The organism is Paracoccus versutus, assembly GCF_029909795.1.
GTDB lineage: Bacteria > Pseudomonadota > Alphaproteobacteria > Rhodobacterales > Rhodobacteraceae > Paracoccus > Paracoccus versutus.
Window position 1 is genome coordinate 1,699,614 of the sequence record NZ_CP038197.1, and the last position, 25,387, is coordinate 1,725,000.

Sequence of the window (25,387 nt, forward strand, 5' to 3'; positions counted from 1 at the left end):
AGAGGGCAGGACATCGCATCCTGCCCCGATCCAGCTCTTTTCCTCCAACGGGAACCTTCCGCATGACCGATCTCGCCGAATTCGCCCGTGAGAAGGGCGTCAAATACTTCATGATTTCCTATACCGACCTGTTCGGATCGCAGCGCGCCAAGCTGGTGCCGGCGCAGGCCATCGCCGAGATGCAGAAGGACGGCGCCGGTTTCGCCGGTTTCGCCACATGGCTGGACCTGACCCCCGCCCATGCCGACATGCTGGCGCTGCCGGACGCCTCCTCGGTCATCCAGCTGCCGTGGAAAAGGGAAGTGGCCTGGGTCGCTTCGGATTGCGTCATGTCGGACAGCGGACCGCTGGCGCAGGCGCCTCGCAACGTGCTGGGGCGGCTGACGGCCGAGGCCGCGGAAATGGGCCTGGTGGTCAAGACCGGGGTCGAGCCGGAATTCTTCCTGCTGACGCCCGAGGGCACGCAGATCTCCGACCCCGCCGATACCGCGGTGAAACCCTGCTACGACCAGCAGGCGGTGATGCGGCGCTACGATGTGGTGGCCGAGATCTGCGACTACATGCTGGAACTGGGCTGGGAACCCTATCAGAACGACCATGAGGACGCGAACGGCCAGTTCGAGATGAACTGGAAATACGACAGCGCCATGGCCACGGCGGACAAGCACAGCTTCTTCAAGTTCATGACCCGCTCGGTCGCCGAAAAGCACGGGCTGCGCGCCACCTTCATGCCCAAGCCGATCATAGGCCTGACCGGCAACGGCTGCCATGTCCATATCTCGGTCTGGACCAGGGACGGGCGCAATGCCTTTGCCGACGACGGCAAGGAACTCAGCCTGTCAGACGAGGGCCGGCATTTCCTGGGCGGGGTCATGAAGCACGCCTCTGCGCTGGCCGCGATTACCAATCCCACGGTGAACAGCTACAAGCGCATCAACGCGCCGCGCACCGTCTCGGGGGCGACCTGGGCGCCCAATACGGTCACATGGACCGGCAACAACCGCACCCATATGGTGCGCGTCCCCGGACCGGGCCGGTTCGAGTTGCGGCTGCCCGACGGCGCGGTCAACCCCTACCTTCTGCAAGCCGTGATCATCGCGGCGGGACTTTCGGGGCTGCGCAGCAAGGCCGATCCCGGCAAGCGCCACGACATCGACATGTATGCCGAAGGCCACCGCATCATCGATGCGCCGAAGCTGCCGCTGAACCTGCTGGACGCGATCCGCGCCTATGACGACGACGCCGGGCTGAAGGCCGCGATGGGCGAGGATTTCTCGGCCGCCTATATCAAGATGAAGACACAGGAGTGGAATTCCTATTGCGGTCATCTGACCCAGTGGGAACGGGACAATACCTTGGACATCTGACGGATTCCTGGGCGCCTGCTATGGGCGGGCGCCATGCACGCTTACCGCTGACGGCCTCCGATCCGGGTGCGCCCAGCCCTTGCAGCCTGCGTTGTCCCGGCGGAACGCCGAAGGCTTGCGCGAAACACCGGCTGAAATGCTGCATGGTCGCAAAGCCGGTGATCGCGGTGATTTCGGCGATCGGCAGGGCGGAATGGCGCAGCAGCTCGTTCGCCTTCTCCAGCCGCAAACGCCGGTAGAACTCCATGACCGACAGGCCGAAGTGGTCCGAAAAGCAGCGCTGTAGCTGGCGCAGGCTGCAACCGGAAAGCTCCGCAAGCTGGTCGGCCGACAGCGGATCGGCGATATGCGAACTCATCAGCCGCACCGCCGCCTCCAGCACGGGATGGTGCAGATTGTAGCGCCGGGCCGGGCTTTTGCCTTGGGGCGGGCTGCGGACATTGAAGGAGAATGGCTTATGGGTGCAAGGATCATCGACGGGCGGGGCTTTGCGGCCGGGTTGCGGGCCCGTGTTGCCGAGGCTGTGGACCGGCTGCGGTCTGGGCACGGTGTGGTGCCCGGGCTTGCGGTTGTTCTGGTGGGCGAGGATCCTGCGAGCCAGGTCTATGTCAGGAACAAGGCGGTCCAGACGCGCGAGGCGGGGATGGCGAGCTTCGAGCACCGGCTTGCTGCCGAGACGCCGCAGGCGGCGCTGCTGGCGCTGGTCGCGCGGCTCAATGCCGACCCGGCCGTGCACGGCATCCTGGTGCAGCTGCCGCTGCCCGCGCATATGGACGCCGGGGCGGTGATCGCCGCCATCGACCCGCGAAAGGACGTGGACGGGTTCCATGCGCTGAACGTGGGGCTGCTGGGGACCGGGCAGAAGGCGCTGGTGCCCTGCACGCCCTCGGGCTGCCTGATGCTCTTGCGCGAGACGCTCGGGGATCTGTCGGGGCTGGAGGCGGTGGTGGTGGGGCGCAGCAACATCGTGGGCAAGCCGATGGCGCAGCTCTTGCTGGCCGAGAACTGCACGGTGACCATCGCCCACAGCCGCACCCGCGAGCTGGCGGCGGTCTGCCGGCGGGCCGACATCCTGGTGGCGGCGGTGGGCCGGGCGCGGATGATCCGGGGCGAGTGGATCAAGCCCGGCGCCACGGTGATCGACGTGGGCATCAACCGCATCGAGGAGGAGGGCCGGTCGCGGCTGGTCGGCGACGTGGACTTCGCGGGCGCGGCGCAGGTGGCGGGCGCGATCACCCCGGTGCCGGGGGGCGTGGGGCCGATGACCATCGCCTGCCTGCTGGCCAATACGCTGGTGGCCTGCTGCCGGGCGCATGGCCTGCCCGAGCCGGACCCGGGCCGGGCCGAAGGCGCGGCGGCCTGAGGGATGGCGCGGGACGGCGGGGGGCGCTGCCCCCCCGCTCCTGCGGCCCCTCGAGGGGGCCGCAGGAGCGTCCCCCCGGGATATTTGCACACGGAAGAAACCAGGGCGCTTGCCCTTTCAGTGGAGAGCCAGATGAAGAAATACACGCTGACGGTCGCCTGCCCCTCGACGCGCGGCATCGTCGCCACCGTGGCCGGCTTTCTGGCCGAGCATGGCTGCAACATCACCGACAGTTCGCAGTTCGACGATACCGAGACCGGGCGCTTCTTCATGCGGGTGAGCTTCGTCTCGGAGGAGGGCGTGGGGCTGGAGGCGCTGCGTGCGGGCCTGGCCGGCCCGGCCGAGCCCTTCGCCATGGACTACGCCATCCATGACGAGGCCGAGAAGATGAAGGTGGTGATCATGGTCAGCCGCTTCGGCCATTGCCTGAACGACCTTCTCTATCGCTGGCGCATCGGCGCGCTGCCGATCGAGATCGTGGCGGTGATCTCGAACCACATGGACTACCAGAAGGTGGTGGTGAACCACGACATCCCCTTCCACTGCATCAAGGTCACGCGCGAGAACAAGCCGCAGGCCGAGGCGCAGCTGATGGCGGTGGTCGAGGATTCGGGGGCCGAGCTGGTGGTGCTGGCGCGCTACATGCAGGTGCTGTCGGATGCATTGTGCAAGAAGATGTCGGGGCGGATCATCAACATCCACCATTCCTTCCTGCCGAGCTTCAAGGGCGCCAACCCCTACAAGCAGGCCTTCGAGCGCGGGGTGAAGCTGATCGGGGCGACCAGCCATTACGTGACCGCCGACCTCGACGAGGGCCCGATCATCGAGCAGGACACCGTCCGGGTCACCCATGCGCAATCGCCCGAGGACTACGTCAGCCTCGGCCGCGACGTCGAAAGCCAGGTCCTGGCCCGCGCCATCCACGCCCATATCCACCGCCGGGTGTTCCTCAACGGCAACAAGACCGTGGTCTTTCCCGCCTCGCCAGGAAGCTACGCATCCGAAAGAATGGGGTGAGCGGGGCTATTCACATTGTCGGTGCCGCGGTCTAGACTTTCCTGACAGGAAACAAGGCGCGCGGCACATGTGATGGACAGCAGCGATACATCGCAAAGACTGACCCAGAATCCCCATGCCCTGCGCGACAATCCGGAAAGAAACCTCGAGGTCGCCATCGGCCGGGTGGTGCGAGAACTGCGCAAGCGCCAGCGCCTGACCGGATCGGATCTGGCGGCGCAGTCGGGGCTTTCGGTCGGGATGCTGTCCAAGATCGAGAACGGGGTGATCTCGCCCTCGCTGGCCACACTGCAAATGCTGGCCAATGCCTTGCGGGTGCCGCTGGTCCAGCTGTTTTCCGGCTATGCCGAGCCCCGTGGGGCCATGCATGTGAAAGCCGGCGACGGGGTGGAAATCGAGCGCCAGGGCACCCGCGCCGGCCATCAATATCACCTGTTGGGCCATATCGGCGCGAACGACTCCGGCGTCGTTGTCGAGCCCTATCTGATCGTGCTGACCACGGAAAGCGACCGCTTCCCGACCTTCCAGCACGAGGGGATCGAAATGCTGTATATGCTGGAAGGAACGGTCGGCTATCGTCATGGCGAACAGATCTATCGCCTGGAGCCGGGCGATACCCTGCTGTTCGATGCGGACGCGCCGCATGGCCCGGTGGACCTGATCGAACTGCCGGCGAAATACCTGTCGGTCATCACCTATCCACAAAGCCGCTGACAGCGGAAAAGGCCGGGCCCCGCGAGGCCCGGCCCTGGAATGGGCGCGGCATCAGCCGCGCTGATTGGCGACCTGCACCGGAGAGCCCAGACCATGCGCGGCCTGCGCCGGCACCAGCGCCGCACCTCCGTAAACGCCATCGCCCAGACGATAGCCGACCTCGCCATGCTGGTGGATGTCCAGCCCCTCGGCCTCGGCCTCCTCATCGACGCGCAGGCCGACCAGCGCGCCTGCGATCTTCAGCGCGATCCAGGTCGTCACCAGCGAGACCGCGATGCTGAAGCCCATGATCAGCACCTGCGGCACCATCTGGGTCAGCATGGTGCGGCCCTCGGGATAGCCCAGCCCGCCAAGCGCGGGCGCGGCGAAGACGACCGTCAGCACGCCGCCGACCACCGCCCCGACACCGTGGACGCCGAACACGTCGAAGGAATCGTCATAGCCGACGCGGCGCTTGACCACCTCGACCGCATAGACGCAGACCGGCGCGGTGAGGAAGCCCACCAGCACCGCGCCCATGGGGCCGACGAAGCCGCAGGCGGGGGTGATCGCGACCAGGCCGGCAATCGCACCCGAGGCCAGGCCGAAGGTGCTGGGCCGCTTGCGGTGAATCCATTCCGCCGTCATCCAGCCAAGCGCGCCCCCGGCGCCGCCCAGCATGGTGTTCAGCATCACCAGCGCGCTGAAGCCATTGGCCGCCAGCGCGCAGCCGCCGCAGAAGGCCAGCCAGCCGACCCAGAGCATCGCCCCGCCGGTATAGGTCATGGTCATGTTATGGGGCACCATCATCGTGGTGCCGTAACCCTTGCGCGGCCCGAGGACCAACGCACAGACCAGCGCCGCGATGCCGGCGTTCAGATGGACGACATTGCCGCCGGCAAAGTCCAGAACACCGACATCGAAGACCCAGCCTCCGCCCCATGCCATATGCGCCATGGGCGCATAGTTGATCAGCAGCCAGACGCCCATGAAGATCAGCACCGCGGCGAATTTCATCCGCTCGGCAAAGGCGCCGACGATCAGCGGCGGGGTAATGGCCGCGAACATCATCATGAACAGCACGAAGAGATATTCCGGCAGCGTCCCCACCATGCTTTCGGTGGTTATCCCCGACAGGAAGAACTTGGAGGTCCCGCCGATGACGGCGTTCAGCGGCGTCTCGGTGTCGAAGCTCAGCGAATAGCCGAAGGCGATCCACAGCACGCAGATCAGCGCGACCGAGGCGAAGATCTGGGTCAGGACCGACAGCACGTTCTTGCTGCGCGCCATGCCCGCATAGAACAGGGCAAGGCCGGGCAGCATCATCAGCATGACGAACAGCGCGCAGGTCGCGACGAAGGCGGTATCTCCGGCGCTCAACGCCGGTTCGGCATCCTGCCCCCAGGCGAGGGCGGGAAACAGGATCGCGGGCAAGGCCGCTACAAGGGCATTCTTCTGTGTCATGGCGAATCCATCATGCGATGCGGGCATCCTCATGATGGGGTGATGGCGCCAAAAACAAAGTTTCCTGTAGATAAAAATAAGATCCTTCCAGGAATATTCCGATTCTGCCGCCATTCCGTTCACCCTGCCCGACTTCGCGCCAGGAACCGAACCGATCCCGCGCCATTGGGCGGGTTCGATCGGGGCCATGCAGGAAGGCCGTAACGGCCAGGAAGCGACACGAATCCGAGGAGATTGCGACGACACTGCCGCAGGTCGGTTCCGTCCCGCCGAATGCTGGCAGCATACAGGTTGGCAGCCCCTCGCCGTCAGTCATCGGGAAAGATCCCGGCCGAGGTCGGCGCACAGTCGTCGAACCGCGACAGGTAGTCGACGATCAGCGGCCGGTTCACGGCGAATCCCTTGTATTCGGCCAGTTCGCCCGGCAGGTCGCGCAGCACCCGGTGCAGGCGGCGTCCCCATTTGGGCACCGTCACCAGATCCTCCAGCGCCAGCAGATAGCAGCGGATCGGGAAGGCGATGGCGTTCGACCGGGGCAGGCGCCAAAGCGTCTGCAACTCCACCCGCAGATATTGCTTCGCGCCGACATTCCCGGCGGTCAGCGTGCGCTTTTCCGGCCCCCATTTGTGATAGTTCTCGGGGCTGGTATCCAGCCGGGGATTGACCGTCATCGTCCAGTTCAGCCGCCGCACGGGTGCCCCCTGCTGCAGGCTCAGCAGGAATTTCAGGGCGCGCTGGAACACCCCCAATTCATGTGCCTTCGGCACCGGGGCGTGCCATTCGAAGAAGTTCATGCCGATGTCGAAATCGAGGCTCCAATCCGCCTGGCTGGTCACCATGCCGGCATCCATCCACAGGTTGCCCTCGCGCTGGTCCAGCAGGGCATGGTCGCCCTGGGTCTGGCGGGTGATGTATTCCATCGGCCCGCAGGGCAGGCTGGTCGCGTCAAGGAAGATGAAGCGCTGTTCGATCCCCAGCGGCCGGTTGATCCAGTGCCAGCGGTCCCCGTCGCGGTGCAGTTCGAACAGTTCGGGATAGTCCTCGGCCTTCGAGACCATCACCAGTTCCAGGAAATCCCAGCCCGCCAGTTCCATATGCGGCAGCGACTGGCAGCGCAGCGGATCGTCGCGCAGCGTGATCTCTCGGTCGCGCATTTCGGCGACGTAATGTTCGTCCACGTCGAAACGGTGCTGGAACACCGAGCCCGCCGCGCCCCGGCGGTGCGGCTCGATATTGACCGAATACATGTAGCTGTCCTGGTCGAAGGGGAACGGAAAGCGCCGGATCGCCGCGGGCGAGTTGTAAAAGGTGTAATCGTCGCGGAAGGTTTCGTCGTTGAAGCGCATGGTCATGCTGGCCCCCTAGCGGTCAAGGGTGAGGTCTTCGCCCTGAAAGCGCGAAACGCAGGGCATGATCTTCTGCTGCGCGGCCTTTTCGGCATTGCTCAGCCAGTGGTCGTGATGCTCGATCCGGCCCTTGCAGGACAGGACGGCGGTCTCGCATTGCCCGCAGGCGCCGCCCCGGCAAAGCCAAGGAGCATCGACCTGCGCCTCTTCCATCGCCTCCAGCAGGCTTTGATGGGGGCCGACGGTGATCGTTATGCCTGACCGCGCCAAGGTGACCTTGAAGGCTGCGCCGGGTGGCGGGGACAGGAAGGCTTCGGAATGCAGCGCGGCCTTGGGCCAGTTAAGGCGGGTGGCGGTTCCTGCTACGGCCTCGATCAGCCCTTCGGGTCCGCAGGTATAGACATGGGTTCCCAAAGGTTGCCCCGCCAGCACCGCGCCGATGTCCAGCCGATCGCCTTCATCGGAGATATGGGCATGAACCTGCGGCAGGTCGGGCAGCAGGCTCAGGCCGGCGGCCTCGGCCCGGCTGCGGGCGCAGTAATGCAGTTCGAACGGCATTTGCAGCCGGGTCAATTGCCGAAGCTGGGCCAGGAAGGGCGTGATGCCGATGCCGCCCGCGATCAGCACATGCTTTTTCGCCCGCAGGTCCAGCGCGAAAAGGTTGACCGGCGCGCCCACGCGCAGCAGGTCGCCCACCGCCACATGGGTATGCATGAAGCGCGAGCCTCCCCGGCCGGCATCCTCGCGCCGCACCGCGATTTCATAGCCCGATCCGTCCAGCGGGTCCGAGATCAGCGAATAGGCGTTGCGGCGCAGGGTGGCGCCATCGGGCATCTCCACGACCACATGCGCACCGCCGGAGAACAGCGGCAGCGTGCCGCCTTCGGGGCATTCGAAGCGGAAGCGGGTGACAAGGGGCGACAGGGGCGTGACCTCGGCCACGCGCAGCATCCGGGCGGTCATGGCCTGATCTCCTGCACGGGTGGGAGGACGCCGGGGGTTTCGGCATCGACGCAGACGCCCTGAAAAGCGCCCAGGCGGCGCGAATAATGGTCGCGGACGAACAGCGTCAGCCCGCAATGCGAACAGGTGAAGGGATCGGTGGTGACACCCTCGGTGATGCCCTTGCAATGGACGCATTGCATCCGCCGCGCGATCGACCCGCGGTGCTCGGACTGGATGGCGCCGGCGGGTAGGCCGGCGGCCAGCGCCTCGGCCGTGGCCTGCCCGATCAGCCCCTCGGTTCCGGCCAGATAAAGCGTGGTGCCCATATGGGCATCGGCCAGCGCCTTGCGGAACCGCTCCAGGCAGGCGGCATAGCTGGGGCTTTCGTGATAGATCCGCGCGCCAAGCGCCCGCAGCCGCGCGCCATGTGGGGTGCCTGCCGGGATGAAGATCACATGCGCCCGCTCCATCACCGCCGGATCGCGGGCGGCAAGGTCGATCAGCGCCCCCGCCCCCTCGGCATCGGCCAGCATGATCGCGGGGATGGCCCCCTGCGCCACCAGCCCCGGATAGACCGGGCGGCTGGCGATCGAGGGCGAGAATTCGGTTCCTGGCATGGTTTCCCCCTGTTGACGGGAAGGGCCGGGCAACCTGCGCCACCCGGCGGGCGCTTGAGTCAGCCCTTGGCGGTGCGGACCTTCTTTTCCGGGTCGAGGAAGGGCATGGACGCGGTCACGGCAGCGATTTCGCCATGGGTGGCGCAGTTCACGGTCAGCCTGCTGCCTTCGTTCGCGCAATCGACCGGCAGGCGGGCGATGGCCACCGTCCAGCCGTTCAGCGGCGAATGCATCGCCTGGGTCACGACGCCGACCTGCACACCGTCGCGCAAGACCGGAGCGCCATTGTCCGGGGCCTTGTCGCCTTCCAGCTTCAGGCCCCAAATCCTGAAGCGCTCCCTGCCCTTCAGGCGGTAATGTTCTTCGGCCCCGCGAAAGCCGGTCTTGCCGGGCGATACGGTGAAATCCAGGCCCAGTTCCCACAGCGTATCCCCGCCCGGCTGGTCGTCGAAGGGATACATTTCCGAATTGTCATAGGGAAAGAACAGCAGATAGCTTTCCGTCCTCAGCAGGTCCAGCGTGGTGAACCGGCAGGGGATGATCCCCATCCCGGCACCCTCGTCCAGGATACGATCCCAGACCATCGGCGCATCCTGCCCACGCACGAACAGCTCGTAGCCCCGCTCACCGGTGTATCCGGTGCGCGAGATCATGGCCGGCTTGCCGAACAGCGAGGTCTGGATATGGCCGAAATAGGCCAGGTCGCGGATACCGGGCACATGTTTCGCCAGGTAGTCCACCGCCAGAGGGCCTTGGAGAGACAGGTCGTGCAGGTTGTCATCGAAGCGCACCGACACGTCGCGGCCAGAGGCAGCCATGGTCAGTTGCTCGAACCCCTGCCCCGAGCCATGCACGACCAGAAAGGCATTGGGCCCGGTGCGATAGATCACGCAATCGTCGATGAACTTGCCGGCGTCGTTCAGCATGCAGGCATAGATCGCCCGGCCCGGCATCAGCTTTTCGACATTGCGCGTGGTGGCACGGTCGATCACATGGCTGGCGGCCGGGCCGGTGACATGCACCTTCTTCAGCCCCGAGACATCCATCAGCCCGGCCTTGGTGCGGATCGCCAGATACTCGGCAACCGGATCACCGTCATAGGACCAGGCGGTTCCCATGCCCGACCAGTCCTCAAGCTTCGATCCAAGCGCGCGATGCCGGTCGGCCAATGCCGAGAATCTCCATGAAGCGGTCATCGTCAACTCCCTGTTTTCACGTTCTTGTTTGCCCCATTGCGGTCAGGGACGTTCCTTTTCCGGGGCATCACGCCACCAGGCGGCCCTTTTCAAGGCAATAGCTTCGGGTGCAGAGCGCGCCCAGAAAGGCCTCGTTCTGCTCGACCAGCAGCATGGTCAGGCGCAGCCGGTCGCGCAGCATCAGAAGCGCCTCGACGATCTCCTCGCGGATCGAGGGCTGAATCCCCTCGGTCGGCTCGTCCAGCATCACCAGGCGCGGCGCGGTGCAAAGGCATCGGGCCAGCGCGAGGATCTGCTGCTCGCCCCCCGAAAGCACCCCGCCCGGACGCTCGGCAATCGGCGCGAGACGTGGGAACAGCGCGATCATTTCCTCGGCCCGCGCCAGCGGCTGGCCGCCGGCCAGGCAGGCCGCCTGCATGTTCTCGCGCACCGTCAGGCGCGGGAAGATCCGCCGACCCTGCTTGACATAGCCAAGGCCCATCCTTGCGCGCCGGTGAACCGGCAGACGGGTGATGTCCTGCCCGCCCATCTCGATCCGGCCATCGGTCGCGGGCAGCGTCCCGCCGATGGTCATCAACAGCGTGCTCTTGCCCATGCCGTTATGGCCAAGGATGCCGACGAATTCGCCCTCGGCGACATTGAGGCTGATGTCGCGCAGGATCGGGATCTGCCCATATCCCGAATGCACTCCGACGAGTTGCAGCATCAGGCCACCTCCCTTCCCAGATAGACGTCGCGCACGCGCTGATCCGACAGGACCTGATCGGCCGGCCCCTCGACCAGGACCGAGCCCTGGTTGAAGACGGTGATGCTGCGCGCGATCCGGCGGATGAAGCTCATGTCATGCTCGACCACGATGACCGAGCAGCTTCGGGCCAGTTCGACCAGCAGGTCGCCCAGCCCCTCGACCTCTTCGCCGGTCATGCCGGCGGCGGGCTCGTCCAGCAGGATCAGCGCCGGGCGCGGGGCGATCACGGTGGCCAGTTCGACCAACTGGCGCTGGCCATGCGCCAGGATGCCGACCTTTTCGGCGGCGAGATGGCTGATGCCGATACGCTTCATCACCTCGTCGCAGCGCCGCCGCGCAAGGTTGGGCGGCAGCGCCCGGACGGCGGCGAGCATGACATTCTCGCGCACCGTCATGGCGTTGAAGACCGAAGGCACCTGGGTCTTGATCCCCATGCCGGCCCGCGCGATCTTCGCGCTGCTTTGGCCGTTGATCGACTGGCCGCGAAACAGCACCTCGCCGGAGGTCGGGCGATACTGGCCGGACAGCATGCGGAAGAAAGTGGATTTCCCGGCGCCATTCGGCCCGATCAGGCAATGCAACTCGCCCTCGCGCAGCGAGAGGCTGACATCGCGCACCGCGACGACGCCGCCGAAACGCATGGTCAGGTTGCGGGCTTCCAGCAGGTAGTCGGTCATCGTGCTTCCTCCCCGATCATGGCCTCGCCGGGTTCCGCCGCCGGTGCCGGGCGCCGGAACGCGGCCAATGCCCGGTCGCAGCCGCTCCGCATCAGCGGCAGGATGCCCTTGGGCAGCACCAGGACGAACAGCGTCAGCACCAGCCCCATCACCAGGTTCGGGTCGAGCCAGACCCCGGCGTTCAGCGTGCCCAGCCAGGCCGAGAAGGCCAGCAGCAGGAAGCAGGCCATGACCGGGCCGGCAAGCGTTCCCAGGCCCCCGACGATCACCCAGACCAGCAATTGCGAACTGGTCGTCAGGCTGAACATGTTCGGGCTGACGAATACGCAATTGGCAAACAGCACCCCCGCAAGGCCCGCAAGACCGCCGGCGATGGAAAACACCCCCAGCTTGTAGAGGCGGGTATCGTAGCCCAGCAGTTCCGCGCGCAGCTCGTTTTCCCGCAAGGCCATCACGACCCGGCCGAAATACGTCGCAAGAAGCAGGCGGCAGAGGATATAGGACAGGATCAGCGCCACCACGCAAAGCACATAGATATCTTCAGGCCAGAGCGGGTTGCCGTCCAGATCGTTGAGGATCGGCGTCGAGGGGATGCCGTTGAAGCCGCCCAGGGGCGCCTTGCCGATCTTCCATTCGCTGCCCGAGGTCTGGTTGATGAAGCGATAGAGGATCAGCGACAGGACCAGGGTGATGACGCCCAGATAGACATCGCCCAGCCGGCCCCAGAACATGAAATAGCCGATGGCGGCCGCCATCGCCGCCGCGACCAGGATCGCCAGCAGCGCCGCCGTGGTCGTATTACCGATGTTGAGGGCGAGAACCGCATAGGCATAGCCGCCGATCCCGAAGAACGCGGTCTGGCCAAAGCTGAGGATGCCGCCGAACCCCCAGATCAGCGCCAGCGAAAGCGCGAGGATTCCGAAGGCGCAATAGATCGAGCCCGAGAGGATCAGCGTCATGTCCCCGCCCGAAGGGACGATGAACAGCGCCCAGGCAGCAGCGAGGATCATCGCGACCGCGCCCAGGCGGTCCGAGGTGACAAGCGGCGTTTTCATTGCGATCTCCGGAAGAATTTGCTGGTGATCCCCTGGGGCAGCACCCGCAGCAGCACCACCGCCGCCGCAAGCAGCGCCACTTCGGCCAGGACGGGGGTCGCCAGGAAGGTCATGATCACGCCGACGCCGCCCAGCAGCCCCGAGGCGGACAAGGTGCCCGCGATGATGGCGGGACCGCCTGAGATTACCGTGATGAAGCATTTCGCCAGATAAGAGGCGCCGATGGTCGGCACCACCCCGGCAATCGGCGCGATCAGCGCACCGGCAAGCCCGCTCAGCGCGGCGCCGGTGACGAAGGTGGCGCGGTAGACGGCGCGCTGGTTGACCCCCAGCGAGGCGGCCATGTCACGGTCCTGCATCGTGGCCCGCGCGATCAGCCCGACGCGGCTGTAGCGCATCACCAGATAGCCGGCGATGACCATGACCAGGGTGACGGCGACAAGGAAGAGTTCATAGAACCCGATGCTGAACCGCCCGATGGAAAGGCTGCCGAAGGGCGTCGAGATGCCCGAGACCGAATTGCCGAAGGCCACGGTGACGAGGCCGATCAGAATCAGGCTCACCCCCCAGCTTGCCAGCATCGTGTCCAGAAGCCGCCCGTAAAGATGGCGGATCACCAGATATTCCACGACAAGCCCCACCAGCCCGACCAGCACCGGCGCCAGGATGAAGCACGAGACCAGCAGCGGCACGCCATGCTGGGTGGCAATGACCGCCGTATAGCCGCCCAGCATCAGGAACTCGCCATGGGCGAAGTTGATGACGCGCATCATGCCGAAGATGACGGCGAGGCCTGCGCTGATCAGCACCAGGTTCGCGATGCTGATCGCGGTCTGAAGAAGAATGATCGCAACATAGTCCATGAGAAGCTCCCTGGTGCGGCGGAAACGGGAAATGCGGGCGCCCTATGGCCGGGCGCCCGTGCGGGCCCGTTACTTCGGCACCTCGACCACATATTGCGTCGCATCGGTCGGGTTGACCTTCAGGTCGCAGACCGCCAGCGTGTCGCTGGGCGGTTGCTGCGCATAGCTTTCCAGCACGACGTAATTGTTGTCGCGCACCTCGGCGATATAGCTGTCGAGCGTGTTGTGATGCGTCTGGGCGTTGATCGTGGTCAGCCCCGCCGGCCCGGCGAAGGAAAGGCCGCTCTCAAGCGCCTCGATCACCGGCTCGCGTTCGATGGTGCCGGCCATCTCGACCGCCTTGGCCCAAAGATTGACGGCGTGATAGGTCATGGCGCCGCCCTCGGTGATCGCATCTGCCTTGTCGCCGAATTTCGCGTAATATTCGGCCTTGAACGCCTCGTTCTCGGGGGTCTGGATCCCATCGAAATAGGCATAGGAGACGATGATGCCGTTATGTTCGTCGGGGGTGGTCAGCACCTGTTCGTTGCCGATGCCGAAGGTCGTCGAGGCCATCGGGATCTTGTCCTTCATCCCCGAGGCGACCCATTGGCGATAGAAGGCGTTATGCGCACCGCCCACCAGGACCGACATGATGATATCGGGCTGGGCCGCCTGGATCTGGCGGATGGTCGAGCCGAAGTCGTTGACATCGAGCGGGAAGAAATCCGCCCGCACCACCTCGCCGCCGTTTTCCTTGACGAACTTCTCGATCCACAGCGCGGTGATCTGGCCGTAATTGTAGTCAGCGGCCAGCACATAGACCTTCTTGCCGCCGAATTTCTGCATCACATAGGGGGTGAATTTCTCCAGCGTCTGGCCGGGGGTCGAGCCCATGCAGAAGGTGTTGCGATCACAGACCCCGCCTTCATAAAGCAGGCTGTAGAAATAAAGCGTCCTGTAGCGGTCGAGCACCGGCCGCATCGCCTCGCGCGAGGCGGAAAGGATGCCGCCGAAGACCACAGCCGCCTTCTGGCGCGTCGCGGCCTCGGTCGCATATTGCGCGTAAAGCTGCATGTTCGATTGCGGATCGTAGTTGACCAGTTCGATCTCGCGCCCCAGCACGCCGCCGGCCGCGTTCAGTTTGTCCACGGCAAGGTTGAGGCAATTGATCATCGGGCGGCCATAGATGTCGATGCCGCCCGAGGCGTCATGAATACCGGCGACCTGGATTTTATCGGTCGCGGCAAAAGCGGGACGGGCAAGGAACGGGGTTGCAAGAATCCCTGCGGCACCCAGGCCGAGGAAATGTCTGCGTTGCAGGTCTTTCATGGTGGATTCCCTGTTTTCATTTGTGCTTTTTGGAAGAGGCATTCCCAGCAGGCCAAACTCCGAAGTCCCGAATTTCCGGAGAGCCTTTCGCGACGCTGGCCCATTTTCATGGGAGGGCGCGCAACACCACTTGGCGGCACGATGCTGTGCCTCATGGCTTTGGGCTGACAGATGGCACCTTGTTGTGCCTATGCGCCTTAGTCGAAGACAATGCCGGTGTGACGAACTCGACGCGGCGAACAAGAGCTAAACTTCGCTAACTCGTTATAGAGTGCATCGGCGATCCGAGCCGAATCGGTCAACAGGTTTTTCCGGATCGAGCGGATTTTTCCGGCAGCCGCAATCCAGCATCGCGCCCGGCGTTCAGCAGGCGGGCAGAAGGCAATGCTGCCGCGTAAATTTTGCGCAGATCGTGACTTGTCTTGCGTCGGCTTTGACAGTCGGGGTATCCATTTGCATGGGCTGGCCGTCCCGACCCGGATCTGCGCCTTCGTCGAAGCATCATCCGATGATTCTTTTCCTACCTGGACAGGCTGAAAGCGGCGATTCGCACCCTTTCCGATCTCGCAGTCCCGTCGTCAGTGCGAAAAGGATATTCCGCGGCGCGGCGCATTGCCCATGATCGCAATCCATTGATTTTTATTATGTTTCAGGAAGATTCTCCGCAACTTTCTGCACTTGAAAAAAACGCTTGTCGATCTTGATATTCATCGCGTAGTGTCGAGGAATGCATTCAACAACGAATGCAACAGATCACCATGCGCCCGAAAGCATCAGGTGATCGGCCTCCCCTCGATATCAAAGCGAAATCTATGCGCAGGTGCTCATCGGACGGATTCCGTCCTTTGCAGCCTGATTTGCGCAATGCGGATCAAAAGGAAATTCACGATGAGTATGGATGGGGCGGACGCAGGTCCGTCGATGAAACCTGCACGTGCCCGCCTTGCAATTGACGTTGGCGGGACGTTTACCGATATTTTCGTTCTGGACTCGAACGGAAAACAGACCGTTGCGAAAGTGCCCAGCACGGCCAATCCGATCGACGCGATCATGAACGGCGCCGAGGCCGCCGATCTTGACTGGAATGATGTCGAACTGTTCACCCATGGGACGACGGTTGCGACGAATGCGCTGATCACGCGCAATTTCAAGCCCGTCGCCATGGTCACGACCGAAGGTTTCCGCGACGTGCTGGAAATCGGGCGCGGCACCCGCGAAGATCCCTGGGACGCCTATAAGGAGGGGACCCCGCCCTATGTGCGGCGGCGCGACCGTTTCGCCGTGCGCGAGCGGATCAATTACCGGGGCGAGATCATCGAGCCGCTGGATGAGGAACGGGCGCGGGAAATCGCGCGCATCCTGAAGAAGCGCGAGGTCCATGCGGTCGCCGTGTGCTTCATCAACGCCTATGTGAACGGCGTCCACGAACAGCGGATGGCCGAGATCCTGGCCGAGGTGCTGGGGCCGGATGTCGCCATCTCAACCTCGCACGAAACCCATCCCGAAATCTTCGAGGACGACCGCTTCTCGACCACCGTGGCGAACACCATCCTCGCGCCGATCATCCGTCCCTATGCCCGCGACATCGCCAGCCGCACCAGTGAGGCCGGATATGAGGCCGATGTCCTGCTGTTCCATTCCGGCGGCGGCGTGATGACCCCGGCGACGGCCGAGAAATACGCCGCCCGCCTTGCCGCATCGGGAATCGCTGCAGGCGCCATCGCCAGCAAGTATTTCGCCGAGCTCTGCGGCTACAAGAACTCCATCGGCCTGGATATGGGCGGCACCTCGGCGGATATCTCGCTGACGGCGGACGGCCATCTGCGCATGACCGACAAATGGGAAGTGGACTGGGGCCATCCGATCTGTTTCCCCTCGATCGAGGTTCTGACCATCGGCGCCGGCGGCGGCTCGATCTCTTGGCTGGACAAGGCGGGATCGCTGCGCAACGGCCCGCAATCGGCTGGATCGGTGCCGGGACCGGCCTGCTACAAGGCAGGCGGAACCGAGCCGACCAATACCGATGCGAACATTATCCTGGGCCGTGTCGGCACCACCCTGGCCGGCGGCAAGAAGTCGCTGGACCGCGAGGCTGCGCTTGAGGCGATGCAGAAGATCGCCGGGCCGCTGAACCTGGATCTGGTCGAGGCATCGCTTGCCACCCTGCGCGTCGCCAATGCCAATATGGCCGATGCGGTGCGCCTGATCTCCATCGCCCGGGGTCACGATCCGCGCGATTTCGCGTTGGTGGCCTTCGGCGGCGCGGGTCCGCTGCATGGCGTCGATATCGCGCGCGAACTCAACATCCCGGTGGTCATCATCCCGCCCAATCCCGGCGTAACCTCGGCGGTGGGCTGCATCCTGGTGGATGTCCAGCATGACGTGACGCAGATGTATTTCGACAATGCCAGCACGGCCGATCCGGCGGATGTCGAAGCCGCGTTCCAGAAGCTGGAAATGGAAGGCCGCGACCGGATGCAACGCGACGGCGTCGCACCCGGCGACATGACCTTCCAGCGCTTCGTGGATATGCGCTATCGCGGTCAGTGGCGTTCGCTGGCGGTGTCGGTTCCCGGCAAGATCACCGCGATGGACGAGGCGCTGGCCATCTTCCATGCCGAATATGAAAAGGCGCACAACTTCCGCCGCGAGGATTTCCCGGTGGAGATCTACCGCCTGACCGTGCGCGCGATCGGGATCACGCCCAAGCCCTCCTTCCCCAAGGTCGCCATCGACCCGAATGCGAAGGCGGTTCCCAAGGGCACCCGCGAGGCCTGGTTCCACGACCACCCCGCGGCCATGACGACTCAGCTTTACGACCGCGAGACCCTGCCGGCCGGCGTCACCATCAAGGGCCCGGCCGTCATCGACCAGCTCGACTCGACCACCGTCATTCCGCCGGGCGACGTCGCCTATATCGACGAATGGCTCAACATCCAGATCAAGCTTGGCGCGGCATAAGCGCCTTCCCCCAACCAGCAAGGAGGACGACCGGCATGACCGGCAAGAAGCAAGCCCTGGAACTGTCCGACAAGGGCATCCAGTTCCCCCCGCCCCCCGAGAAGCGCCTGACCGAGTTCAAGTCCGAACTCGACCCGATCACCTTCGAGGTGTTGCGCAACGCCTTCGTCAACATCGTCGACCAGATGGCCGAGCAATTGCTTCGGACCTGCTATTCCTTCGTGATCTACTGCCGCGACTTCTCGTCCGGGCTCAGCGATCCGCAGGGCAACCTGGTGATGCAGGGCACCGGCGACATCGCCGCCCATGTCGGCACGCTGCATTATACCTGCAAGGCGGTGATCGAGGAGTTCGGCGACGACATCAATCCGGGCGATGTCTTCATCATCAACGATCCGTTCCGGGGCGGTAGCCACTTCAACGATACCCGCATCCTGCGCCCGATGTTCTACAAGGGCGAGTTGATCGGCTGGTCGCAGGCCAATGGCCATTGGGCCGACATGGGCGGCGCGACGCCAGGCTCGTTCAATATCACCGCGCTGGACCACATGGGCGAGGGGCTGCGCATCACCCCGGTCCGTATCTGGAGCAAGGGCGTCTGGCTTGAGGACGTGGCCAAGATGATCGCGGCCAATACCCGCAATCCGGGCGACGTGATCGGCGACATGCAGGCCCAGGCCGAGGCGACGGCGGTTGCGGAACGCGAGATCATGCGGCTTTGCGACAAATACGGCGTCGAGACCATCAAGACCGCCTTCCGCGAGGTGCAGGACTGGGTCGAGGTGCTGATGCGCAACCGCCTGGCCGAGCTTCCCGACGGAACCTGGTATGCCGAGGACTATATCGACCAGGACCCGAAGCTGGAGGAGGGCCTGATCCCGATCAAGATCAAGTTCACCATCGACGGCAACCATGCCCATTACGATCTGTCGGGCTCGCATCCGCAGATCTCGACCTTCCTGAACGCGGCCTATGGCGGCTCTTTCGCCGGGATCGTCGCAGGAACGAAATACCAGTTCCCGGACCTGCCGTTGAACTCAGGCCTCTACCGTGCGGTCACGGTCAATGTCGGCGAGCCCGGAACGGTCGTCAACGCGGAATGGCCCAGCCCCTGCGCCGGCTTCTGTTCGGGCCCGTTCGAGAAGCTGATGAACTCGGTCTTCGGGCTCTGGGCGGATATCATGCCCGAACGGACCATGGGCTGCGCCTTCAACCTGGAATACCTGCTGGTCGGCGGCCGCGACACCAGGCTTCAGGGGCGCCCCTATTTCATGTGGTATGACTGGATGGCCGGCGGCTGGGGCGGCCGCAACGGGCGCGACGGCTTCAACGCCACCGCCCCGGTCTTCGGTGCGCAATATGGCATCCAGCCGCTTGAAGGTCAGGAACGGCTGGCCCCGGTGCTGACCAAATGCCACGACTTCGTGCAGGATTCCGCCGGCCCCGGCGAGGCACGCGGCGGGCTCGGCGCCGAGAAGGGCGGCTCGGTCTTTGAGGGCGAGCGGATCGTAGTTTCCTATTGCTGCGACCGCGAGCGTTCGGTGACCTGGGGCATGTGGGGTGGCCTGCCCTCGATCCCGCATGGCGTCTGGCTGAACAAGGGCACCGAGAAGGAGCGTTACCTGGGCTCGATCTTCTCGAACCTGCCGATCGAACTGGACGACGTCTTCACCCGTCCCTCCGCCGGCGGCGGCGGGGTCGGCGATCCGCTGATGCGCGACCCGAAACTGGTCTGCGAGGATGTCGCCGACGAATATGTCAGCGTCGAGCGCGCACGCATCGACTATGGCGTCGTCATCCGGGTAGTGGATGCCGATCTGGCGCAATATGAGGTCGACGCAGCGGCAACCGCGAAGGAACGCGAGCGCATCGCTGCCGCGCGTCTGGGCTGGCTTGACGAGGATGCGGAAGCCATCGCTGCGCGCTATCGCTCGGGGGAGCTGAACGTCATGGATTGCGTCCGGCAATATGGCGTGATCCTCGACTGGGGCAATGGCCAGTTGCTTGTCAATACCACGCAGCAGTTCCGCGAAATGATGAAGCGGCGGGTTGCGCCCTATTGGGGAAAATCGCTTGCGGTGCTGAGTCTGGAAGCCAAGGAACGGGTGCAGATCGCCGCGTAACGACGGAGGGGCGGCAAGGCGATCCGCCGCCCCTGCCCGATCAGACCACACCATGGCCGCTTCGGGGTCAGTCCCTTTGTCCGGCGCCCGCTGCCACTGCCACTGCTTGTTTATCGGGCCTATCCACGCCTGAAAACCGGGCATCTTGCATGGGCCATCCGCTAAATCGGAATCGCGGACGGCGCTTTCTTGACCCTTATGCTGGGCACGCCTAGCGTCACGCCATGCCGCCCGGAGCAACGCACCATCGGAAAGCTTGAACTCCCGATCACCTATTCCTTAAAAGGAGGGCCGCACAAGATGAGAAGAGACGATCCAGTATATATCGGGGTCATGTTCTCCCAAACGGGCTGGACCGCCGTGACAGAGAAAAGCATGTTGTCGGCGACGATGTTTGCAATCGATGAGATAAACCAGTCTGGCGGCATCAATGGTCGCGAACTGATCCCCGTATATCGCGATCCGGCAGGAGAACCTGCCGCCTACAAAGCCATGGCGGCGGATATTCTCGCCGATGGCAAGGTAAAGGTCATACTGGGGTGCTACACCTCAAGCCAGCGCAAGGCGGTATTGACTGCCCTGGACAAAGAGGCGGGAATTCTCTGCTACCCAGCCCAATATGAAGGGTTCGAGTATTCCGAAAGCGCAATGTATTTCGGAGCCGTTCCAAATCAGAACAGCCTGCTTCTGGCCAGATATCTTCTCGAAAACCATTCGCCGCGCATATATATCGTAGGATCGGACTATATCTGGCCCCGCGAATCCGGTCGGATCATGGGCGACCTCATCAGATCCGGCGGCGGAGAGGTCTTGGGCGAGCGCTATCTCGGCCAGCAGGCCAAAAGGCCGGAAATGGATTCCCTCATCGCTGACATCATGAAATGCAGACCGGACATCATCTTCAACAATTTCGTCGGTCAGTCCAATCTGGATTTCTACAATGCTTATGCCGGAAATGGGCTCGACGCCGGCCAGATCATGGTTGCAAGCCTGACGACCAGCGAAGCCGATCTTCAGGAAATCGACCCCAAGGCGGCTGTTGGACATATCACGGCAGCGACGTATTTTGCATCACAGGCAAATCCAGCCAACATTTCCCTTCTTGAGCGCTACAAGACAGCGCGTGGCGAACCTGCGCATACGAATATGTGCTGGGATGCAGCCTATACTCAGACTCATATGGTTGCGCAGGCCATGAGGAATGGCTCTGCCGATAGCATCGGCTCGATCCGCGCAGGGATTCTGGGCACTTCCTTCGAGGCACCTCAGGGTAGAGTTGCAATAGATCCATCGAATCTTCACTGCTACGTCTGGCCTAAGATCGGAATTGTACGAAACGATGGCCAATTTGATATTGTTGCCCAAACGAAGAATGCTATTCGCCCCAACCCATATATGACAAGCTACTCCATAAACAGTGACGAAAAGACCGCAGCTGAGACCATATCACACACCCCGGAATGGACATGAATGCCTGAGCTTCAGGTGAATGCAGATCGAGATCAATCATGGGCGCACACGCTTTCAGGGCAGAGGAATCCGAGATGCAGGCCGGACGAAGCGAGCCCGCAACCGGCGATAGGGATCGACCAGTCCTGATCAAGGATCTTCGATTACTGAAGATCATTCTTGTTCAACCAGACCAGGGCGGCGATCAGGATCTTCGCTCTCATCTGGTGAGAATTGGTTGCCAGGTGCAGGAAATCTGGCCGCCACCCATTTCCTATGCCGAGGATATCGACATCGTTTTCGTCCTCCTTGATCAGCTGATCGAAAGCAGGCTCTCGTTCCATTGGCAAGCCGAGAATCCTTCGGCGGTTTTGATCGCAGTGATTGACTATGAGAATCCTTTGTCCATCGACCGTCTGTTGAACATGCGGGTGAATGCGGTAATCGGGCTGCCGATCCGACCCTTCGGGATTCTTACCAACCTATTGGCGGCGGTCAACAATCACCGACGAGAACGGCGATTGCGCCAGAGCTTAAGCCGCCTGCAGGCAAAGCTCGAGTCGTCCCGTATCATCGAGCGCGCCAAGCTTGCGATCATGTTGACTGACAATCATTCCGAAAAGGAAGCCTATGGCGTGCTTCGGCAGTTGGCGATGAAGCGCAGAACCACCGTCGATATGGTGTCAGGTGAGATCCTCTCCCGCCTGAACTGGCGTGAGGAGGAAGATACCCTGATGCATGAAGACTACGGTCAAGATCCATAAGGGCGCTTGAAGGATATGTTGTGACGTGTTTCAGGCGCATGGCGCTGCAGCTGACGGGACGATGGTCTTTCGCCGCAAGCTATTCCGGGCGCAGTTGCTGATTGCCGAAACGGCGTCGCAGCCGACCATGCGGTTGTCGGCCGTGAAGGGCGAAGCGTTGCGGCGGCTATTCGATGATCTCGAAGGATCTTCTGGGCTGCTCGACGGCGCGCAACAAGGGCACCTGCGACAACCGGATGAACATCCGCCGCGACGAGCTGGAAGCGCGGGTGCTGAACGCCCTGCGCACCCGCCTGGTCAACCCGACCTCTTCGCCGAGTTCTGCGACGCCTATACGAGGGAGACCAACCGGCTGCGCATGGAAAGTGGCGCCGGCATCGACAAGGCCGAGACCGAGCTGAAGCGGATCGCCCGCGAGGAGGAGAAGCTGATGGATCTCTACATGCGGGACGCCATCTCGATCGAGGCGGTGAAGGAGCGTGGCGACAAGCTGCGCGCCCGCAAGGCGGAACTGCAGGATTTCCTGGCCAATGCCGACGAGCCCCCGCCCCTGCTGCATCCCTCGATGGCGCTGCAATACCGGGCACGGGTGCAGCAGCTCTACGAGACGCTGCAAGGCGACGACGAGGCGCAACGCATCGAGACGGCGGAGATCATCCGTTCGCTGATCGACCGGATCGTGCTGGCGCCGGGAGAGGACCGGATCGAGATCGACGTTCAGGGCGATCTGGCCGGAATCCTTACGATTTCCGCGCAAACGAAAAAGCCCGCCGAAGGGGCGGGCGGATCGCAAGTAAAGATGGTTGCGGGGGCAGGATTTGAACCTGCGACCTTCAGGTTATGAGCCTGACGAGCTACCGGGCTGCTCTACCCCGCGCCATTTGCATCGCGTGGTTTGCGGTGCTTTTTCGTTCCGAGAGATTTTCGCTTCTTTTCAGGTCTGGCGGTGACCTACTCTCCCACGTCTTTTGACGCAGTACCATTGGCGCGACGGCACTTAACGGCCGAGTTCGGGATGGGATCGGGTGTTTTGCTCGTGCTAAAGCCACCAGACCGGAAAAGGAGCGAAATCGGCGTTTCCGCTTCCCTTCGGGCTTTCGCCGCTTCGGGATCGGGAAGACATTGTCCAAGGATGCTTTTGGAAGAAGGCGGGCTGCTTGTCCTTGACAAGCTGGTCTGTCTTCTTCCGGATCAAATCAAGCCTATCGAGCGATTAGTACCGGTCAACTGAACGCATTGCTGCGCTTACATCTCCGGCCTATCGACGTGGTGGTCTTCCACGGCTCTCAAGGGATACCTTGTTTTGAGGGGGGCTTCACGCTTAGATGCCTTCAGCGTTTATCCTGTCCGTTCATAGCTACCCAGCACTACCGTTGGCACGATAACTGGTCCACCAGTGGAACGTTCACCCCGGTCCTCTCGTACTAGGGGCAACTCCTCTCAAGTATCCTACACCCACGGCAGATAGGGACCGAACTGTCTCACGACGTTCTAAACCCAGCTCACGTACCTCTTTAAATGGCGAACAGCCATACCCTTGGGACCTGCTCCAGCCCCAGGATGAGATGAGCCGACATCGAGGTGCCAAACGATGCCGTCGATATGGACTCTTGGGCATCATCAGCCTGTTATCCCCAGCGTACCTTTTATCCGTTGAGCGATGGCCCTTCCACTCGGGACCACCGGATCACTATGGCCGACTTTCGTCTCTGCTCGACTTGTCAGTCTTGCAGTCAGGCTGGCTTCTGCCATTGCACTCGACGAGCGATTTCCGACCGCTCTGAGCCAACCTTCGCGCGCCTCCGTTACTCTTTGGGAGGCGACCGCCCCAGTCAAACTACCCACCACGCAGGGTCCCGGACCCGGATAACGGGCCGCGGTTAGACATCAAGAGTGCGAAGGGTGGTATCTCAAGGATGGCTCCACCGGAACTGGCGTCCCGGGCTCAATGCCTACCACCTATCCTGCACATCGCAATCCTGATGCCAGTGCGAAGCTATAGTAAAGGTGCATGGGGTCTTTCCGTCTAACCGCGGGAAGTCTGCATCTTCACAGACAATTCAATTTCGCTGAGTCCACATTTGAGACAGCGGGGAAGTCGTTACGCCATTCGTGCAGGTCGGAACTTACCCGACAAGGAATTTCGCTACCTTAGGACCGTTATAGTTACGGCCGCCGTTTACCGGGGCTTCAATTCAAGGCTTGCACCTCTCCTTTTAACCTTCCGGCACCGGGCAGGCGTCAGACCCTATACGTCGCCTTACGGCTTCGCAGAGCCCTGTGTTTTTAGTAAACAGTCGCCACCCCCTGGTTTGTGCCCCCCGCCGACAGTTGCCTGCCAACGGGGCCTCCTTCTCGCGAACTTACGGAGGTATTTTGCCGAGTTCCTTAAATGTGGTTCTCTCAAGCGCCTTGGTATTCTCTACCAGTCCACCTGTGTCGGTTTAGGGTACGGTCTTGTGGAGGGCTATTTCCAGGAACCGCTCAGCAGCTCCTCCAATCCGATAAGGAGGAACTACACCTGCGATCCGTCACCATCTCCTGGCCCAGGAATATTAACCTGGTTCCCATCGACTACGCCTTTCGGCCTCGCCTTAGGGGCCGGCTTACCCTGCTCAGATTAGCTTTAAGCAGGAACCCTTGGACTTTCGGCGACAGGGTCTCTCACCCTGTTTGTCGCTACTCATGTCAACATTCTCGCTTCCGATCACTCCACCGGATGCCTTACGGCCCGGCTTCACAGTAAAGCTCGCGCCTCCGCTATCCCACCCTCTTGCAAGGGAGACAGGATAGAAAAGGCAAGAGCTTATATCACGGAACGCTCCGCTACCGCGTGCATAAATGCACACCCAAAGCTTCGGCTCGTGGCTTGAGCCCCGTTACATCTTCGCCGCAAGACCTCTTGACTAGACCAGTGAGCTGTTACGCTATCTTTAAAGGATGGCTGCTTCTAAGCCAACCTCCTGGTTGTTTTGGAAGTCTCACATGCTTTCCCACTTAGCCACGAATTGGGGGCCTTAGCTGTTGGTCAGGGTTGTTTCCCTCTCCACGACGGACGTTAGCACCCGCCGTGTGTCTCCCGGATAGTGCTCCACGGTATTCGGAGTTTGCTTAGACTCAGTAAGGCTGTGGGCCCCCATCATCCATGCAGTGCTCTACCCCCGTGGGCATTCGTCCGAGGCGCTACCTAAATAGCTTTCGCGGAGAACCAGCTATCTCCAGATTTGATTGGCCTTTCACCCCTAGGCACAAGTCATCCCGACCTTTTTCAACAGGTGTGGGTTCGGCCCTCCAGTTGGTGTTACCCAACCTTCAGCCTGCTCATGCCTAGATCATCTGGTTTCGGGTCTGATCCATCTAACTCATTCGCCCTTTTAAGACTCGCTTTCGCTGCGCCTACACCTAACGGCTTAAGCTTGCTAGATAGA

General features: G+C 62.7%; 20 protein-coding genes, 1 tRNA gene and 2 rRNA genes (1 of these 23 running past the window's edge). 9 read left to right on the forward strand and 14 right to left on the reverse strand.

Annotation, left to right across the window (positions count from 1 at the left end; genetic code table 11):
• Positions 1 to 62 precede the first annotated feature (62 nt).
• On the forward strand, positions 63 to 1,367 hold the full coding sequence (glnT, locus tag E3U25_RS19690) for a type III glutamate--ammonia ligase (protein WP_116221783.1): 1,305 nt from the start codon (positions 63 to 65) through the stop codon (positions 1,365 to 1,367).
• On the opposite strand, the gene E3U25_RS19695 is transcribed toward glnT, so the two are convergent.
• Entirely contained in the window at positions 1,288 to 1,725 is a 438-nt protein-coding gene (locus E3U25_RS19695; RefSeq protein WP_116222407.1) for a helix-turn-helix domain-containing protein, read from the reverse strand. The genes glnT and E3U25_RS19695 overlap by 80 nt on opposite strands.
• Positions 1,726 to 1,824: 99 nt before the next feature.
• On the opposite strand from E3U25_RS19695, the gene folD reads away from it, so the two are divergent.
• From folD to E3U25_RS19710, 3 genes are all read left to right on the forward strand, one after another.
• Entirely contained in the window at positions 1,825 to 2,730 is a 906-nt protein-coding gene (folD, locus tag E3U25_RS19700) for a bifunctional methylenetetrahydrofolate dehydrogenase/methenyltetrahydrofolate cyclohydrolase FolD (RefSeq protein WP_116221782.1), read from the forward strand.
• Between the two features lie 132 nt (positions 2,731 to 2,862).
• Positions 2,863 to 3,747, forward strand: coding sequence for a formyltetrahydrofolate deformylase (gene purU, locus E3U25_RS19705; protein ID WP_116220436.1), 885 nt, complete (start codon positions 2,863 to 2,865; stop codon positions 3,745 to 3,747).
• A gap of 72 nt (positions 3,748 to 3,819) precedes the next feature.
• Positions 3,820 to 4,461, forward strand: a complete 642-nt coding sequence (locus E3U25_RS19710; protein ID WP_036750938.1) for a helix-turn-helix domain-containing protein — start codon at positions 3,820 to 3,822, stop codon at positions 4,459 to 4,461.
• A 51-nt stretch (positions 4,462 to 4,512) separates the two neighbouring features.
• On the opposite strand, the gene E3U25_RS19715 is transcribed toward E3U25_RS19710, so the two are convergent.
• The 10 genes from E3U25_RS19715 to E3U25_RS19760 form a co-directional block, all read right to left on the reverse strand.
• Positions 4,513 to 5,904, reverse strand: a complete 1,392-nt coding sequence (locus tag E3U25_RS19715; protein WP_116222406.1) for an ammonium transporter — start codon at positions 5,902 to 5,904, stop codon at positions 4,513 to 4,515.
• 308 nt (positions 5,905 to 6,212) lie between these two features.
• Complete coding sequence (locus E3U25_RS19720; protein ID WP_116221781.1) at positions 6,213 to 7,256, reverse strand: heme-dependent oxidative N-demethylase family protein; 1,044 nt, start codon at positions 7,254 to 7,256, stop codon at positions 6,213 to 6,215.
• Between the two features lie 9 nt (positions 7,257 to 7,265).
• Positions 7,266 to 8,213: a PDR/VanB family oxidoreductase gene (locus E3U25_RS19725; RefSeq protein WP_072462273.1), complete on the reverse strand. Its 948-nt coding sequence runs from the start codon at positions 8,211 to 8,213 to the stop codon at positions 7,266 to 7,268.
• A complete protein-coding gene (locus E3U25_RS19730; protein WP_072462274.1) occupies positions 8,210 to 8,812 on the reverse strand; it encodes a dimethylamine monooxygenase subunit DmmA family protein in 603 nt (200 codons plus the stop codon). Before E3U25_RS19730 ends, E3U25_RS19725 begins: the two co-directional genes overlap by 4 nt.
• A gap of 59 nt (positions 8,813 to 8,871) precedes the next feature.
• Positions 8,872 to 10,008 (reverse strand): aminomethyl transferase family protein, encoded by a 1,137-nt coding sequence (locus E3U25_RS19735; protein WP_036750924.1) that lies wholly within the window; start codon positions 10,006 to 10,008, stop codon positions 8,872 to 8,874.
• Positions 10,009 to 10,075: 67 nt separating this feature from the next.
• On the reverse strand, positions 10,076 to 10,714 hold the full coding sequence (locus E3U25_RS19740; protein ID WP_052095731.1) for an ABC transporter ATP-binding protein: 639 nt from the start codon (positions 10,712 to 10,714) through the stop codon (positions 10,076 to 10,078).
• Positions 10,714 to 11,433 carry an ABC transporter ATP-binding protein gene (locus E3U25_RS19745; protein WP_036750919.1) on the reverse strand — a complete coding sequence of 240 codons (720 nt, stop codon included), beginning with the start codon at positions 11,431 to 11,433 and terminating at the stop codon, positions 10,714 to 10,716. Before E3U25_RS19745 ends, E3U25_RS19740 begins: the two co-directional genes overlap by 1 nt.
• Positions 11,430 to 12,488: a branched-chain amino acid ABC transporter permease gene (locus tag E3U25_RS19750; RefSeq protein ID WP_116221780.1), complete on the reverse strand. Its 1,059-nt coding sequence runs from the start codon at positions 12,486 to 12,488 to the stop codon at positions 11,430 to 11,432. Before E3U25_RS19750 ends, E3U25_RS19745 begins: the two co-directional genes overlap by 4 nt.
• A complete protein-coding gene (locus E3U25_RS19755; RefSeq protein ID WP_072462276.1) occupies positions 12,485 to 13,351 on the reverse strand; it encodes an ABC transporter permease subunit in 867 nt (288 codons plus the stop codon). The genes E3U25_RS19750 and E3U25_RS19755 overlap by 4 nt, the downstream gene beginning before the upstream one ends.
• 69 nt (positions 13,352 to 13,420) lie before the next feature.
• Complete coding sequence (locus E3U25_RS19760) at positions 13,421 to 14,662, reverse strand: urea ABC transporter substrate-binding protein (protein WP_116221779.1); 1,242 nt, start codon at positions 14,660 to 14,662, stop codon at positions 13,421 to 13,423.
• A 777-nt stretch (positions 14,663 to 15,439) separates the two neighbouring features.
• Between E3U25_RS19760 and E3U25_RS19765 the strand changes: the two genes are divergently transcribed.
• From E3U25_RS19765 to E3U25_RS19785, 5 genes are all read left to right on the forward strand, one after another.
• Entirely contained in the window at positions 15,440 to 17,623 is a 2,184-nt protein-coding gene (locus tag E3U25_RS19765) for a hydantoinase/oxoprolinase family protein (protein WP_281029289.1), read from the forward strand.
• 35 nt (positions 17,624 to 17,658) lie between these two features.
• Positions 17,659 to 19,746 (forward strand): hydantoinase B/oxoprolinase family protein, encoded by a 2,088-nt coding sequence (locus E3U25_RS19770; protein WP_116221777.1) that lies wholly within the window; start codon positions 17,659 to 17,661, stop codon positions 19,744 to 19,746.
• A gap of 198 nt (positions 19,747 to 19,944) precedes the next feature.
• Positions 19,945 to 21,216 carry a transporter substrate-binding domain-containing protein gene (locus E3U25_RS19775; RefSeq protein ID WP_116221776.1) on the forward strand — a complete coding sequence of 424 codons (1,272 nt, stop codon included), beginning with the start codon at positions 19,945 to 19,947 and terminating at the stop codon, positions 21,214 to 21,216.
• Positions 21,217 to 21,290: 74 nt separating this feature from the next.
• Positions 21,291 to 21,959 carry an ANTAR domain-containing response regulator gene (locus E3U25_RS19780; RefSeq protein WP_166435507.1) on the forward strand — a complete coding sequence of 223 codons (669 nt, stop codon included), beginning with the start codon at positions 21,291 to 21,293 and terminating at the stop codon, positions 21,957 to 21,959.
• A 173-nt stretch (positions 21,960 to 22,132) separates the two neighbouring features.
• Positions 22,133 to 22,360 (forward strand): recombinase zinc beta ribbon domain-containing protein, encoded by a 228-nt coding sequence (locus tag E3U25_RS19785; protein WP_208861595.1) that lies wholly within the window; start codon positions 22,133 to 22,135, stop codon positions 22,358 to 22,360.
• A gap of 399 nt (positions 22,361 to 22,759) precedes the next feature.
• Here the strand turns inward: E3U25_RS19785 and E3U25_RS19790 are convergent.
• The 3 genes from E3U25_RS19790 to E3U25_RS19800 all read right to left on the reverse strand — a co-directional run.
• A tRNA-Met gene (locus tag E3U25_RS19790) sits at positions 22,760 to 22,836 on the reverse strand.
• A 61-nt stretch (positions 22,837 to 22,897) separates the two neighbouring features.
• Positions 22,898 to 23,012 (reverse strand): 5S ribosomal RNA (gene rrf, locus E3U25_RS19795).
• A gap of 139 nt (positions 23,013 to 23,151) precedes the next feature.
• Positions 23,152 to 25,387, reverse strand: a 23S ribosomal RNA gene (locus E3U25_RS19800); it runs 611 nt beyond the window's last position.

Excerpts from the sequence above, each read along its gene's own strand:
- E3U25_RS19775 (WP_116221776.1), top strand. The coding sequence starts at position 19,945 with ATGCTGGGCACGCCTAGCGTCACGCCATGCCGCCCGGAGCAACGCACC.
- E3U25_RS19745 (WP_036750919.1), bottom strand. The coding sequence starts at position 11,433 with ATGACCGACTACCTGCTGGAAGCCCGCAACCTGACCATGCGTTTCGGC.
- E3U25_RS19730 (WP_072462274.1), bottom strand. The coding sequence starts at position 8,812 with ATGCCAGGAACCGAATTCTCGCCCTCGATCGCCAGCCGCCCGGTCTAT.
- E3U25_RS19735 (WP_036750924.1), bottom strand. The coding sequence starts at position 10,008 with ATGACCGCTTCATGGAGATTCTCGGCATTGGCCGACCGGCATCGCGCG.
- E3U25_RS19725 (WP_072462273.1), bottom strand. The coding sequence starts at position 8,213 with ATGACCGCCCGGATGCTGCGCGTGGCCGAGGTCACGCCCCTGTCGCCC.
- E3U25_RS19715 (WP_116222406.1), bottom strand. The coding sequence starts at position 5,904 with ATGACACAGAAGAATGCCCTTGTAGCGGCCTTGCCCGCGATCCTGTTT.
- E3U25_RS19770 (WP_116221777.1), top strand. The coding sequence starts at position 17,659 with ATGACCGGCAAGAAGCAAGCCCTGGAACTGTCCGACAAGGGCATCCAG.
- folD (WP_116221782.1), top strand. The coding sequence starts at position 1,825 with ATGGGTGCAAGGATCATCGACGGGCGGGGCTTTGCGGCCGGGTTGCGG.
- E3U25_RS19750 (WP_116221780.1), bottom strand. The coding sequence starts at position 12,488 with ATGAAAACGCCGCTTGTCACCTCGGACCGCCTGGGCGCGGTCGCGATG.
- E3U25_RS19720 (WP_116221781.1), bottom strand. The coding sequence starts at position 7,256 with ATGACCATGCGCTTCAACGACGAAACCTTCCGCGACGATTACACCTTT.
- E3U25_RS19695 (WP_116222407.1), bottom strand. The coding sequence starts at position 1,725 with ATGAGTTCGCATATCGCCGATCCGCTGTCGGCCGACCAGCTTGCGGAG.
- purU (WP_116220436.1), top strand. The coding sequence starts at position 2,863 with ATGAAGAAATACACGCTGACGGTCGCCTGCCCCTCGACGCGCGGCATC.
- E3U25_RS19785 (WP_208861595.1), top strand. The coding sequence starts at position 22,133 with ATGATCTCGAAGGATCTTCTGGGCTGCTCGACGGCGCGCAACAAGGGC.
- glnT (WP_116221783.1), top strand. The coding sequence starts at position 63 with ATGACCGATCTCGCCGAATTCGCCCGTGAGAAGGGCGTCAAATACTTC.
- E3U25_RS19710 (WP_036750938.1), top strand. The coding sequence starts at position 3,820 with ATGGACAGCAGCGATACATCGCAAAGACTGACCCAGAATCCCCATGCC.
- E3U25_RS19760 (WP_116221779.1), bottom strand. The coding sequence starts at position 14,662 with ATGAAAGACCTGCAACGCAGACATTTCCTCGGCCTGGGTGCCGCAGGG.
- E3U25_RS19740 (WP_052095731.1), bottom strand. The coding sequence starts at position 10,714 with ATGCTGCAACTCGTCGGAGTGCATTCGGGATATGGGCAGATCCCGATC.
- E3U25_RS19755 (WP_072462276.1), bottom strand. The coding sequence starts at position 13,351 with ATGGACTATGTTGCGATCATTCTTCTTCAGACCGCGATCAGCATCGCG.
- E3U25_RS19780 (WP_166435507.1), top strand. The coding sequence starts at position 21,291 with ATGCAGGCCGGACGAAGCGAGCCCGCAACCGGCGATAGGGATCGACCA.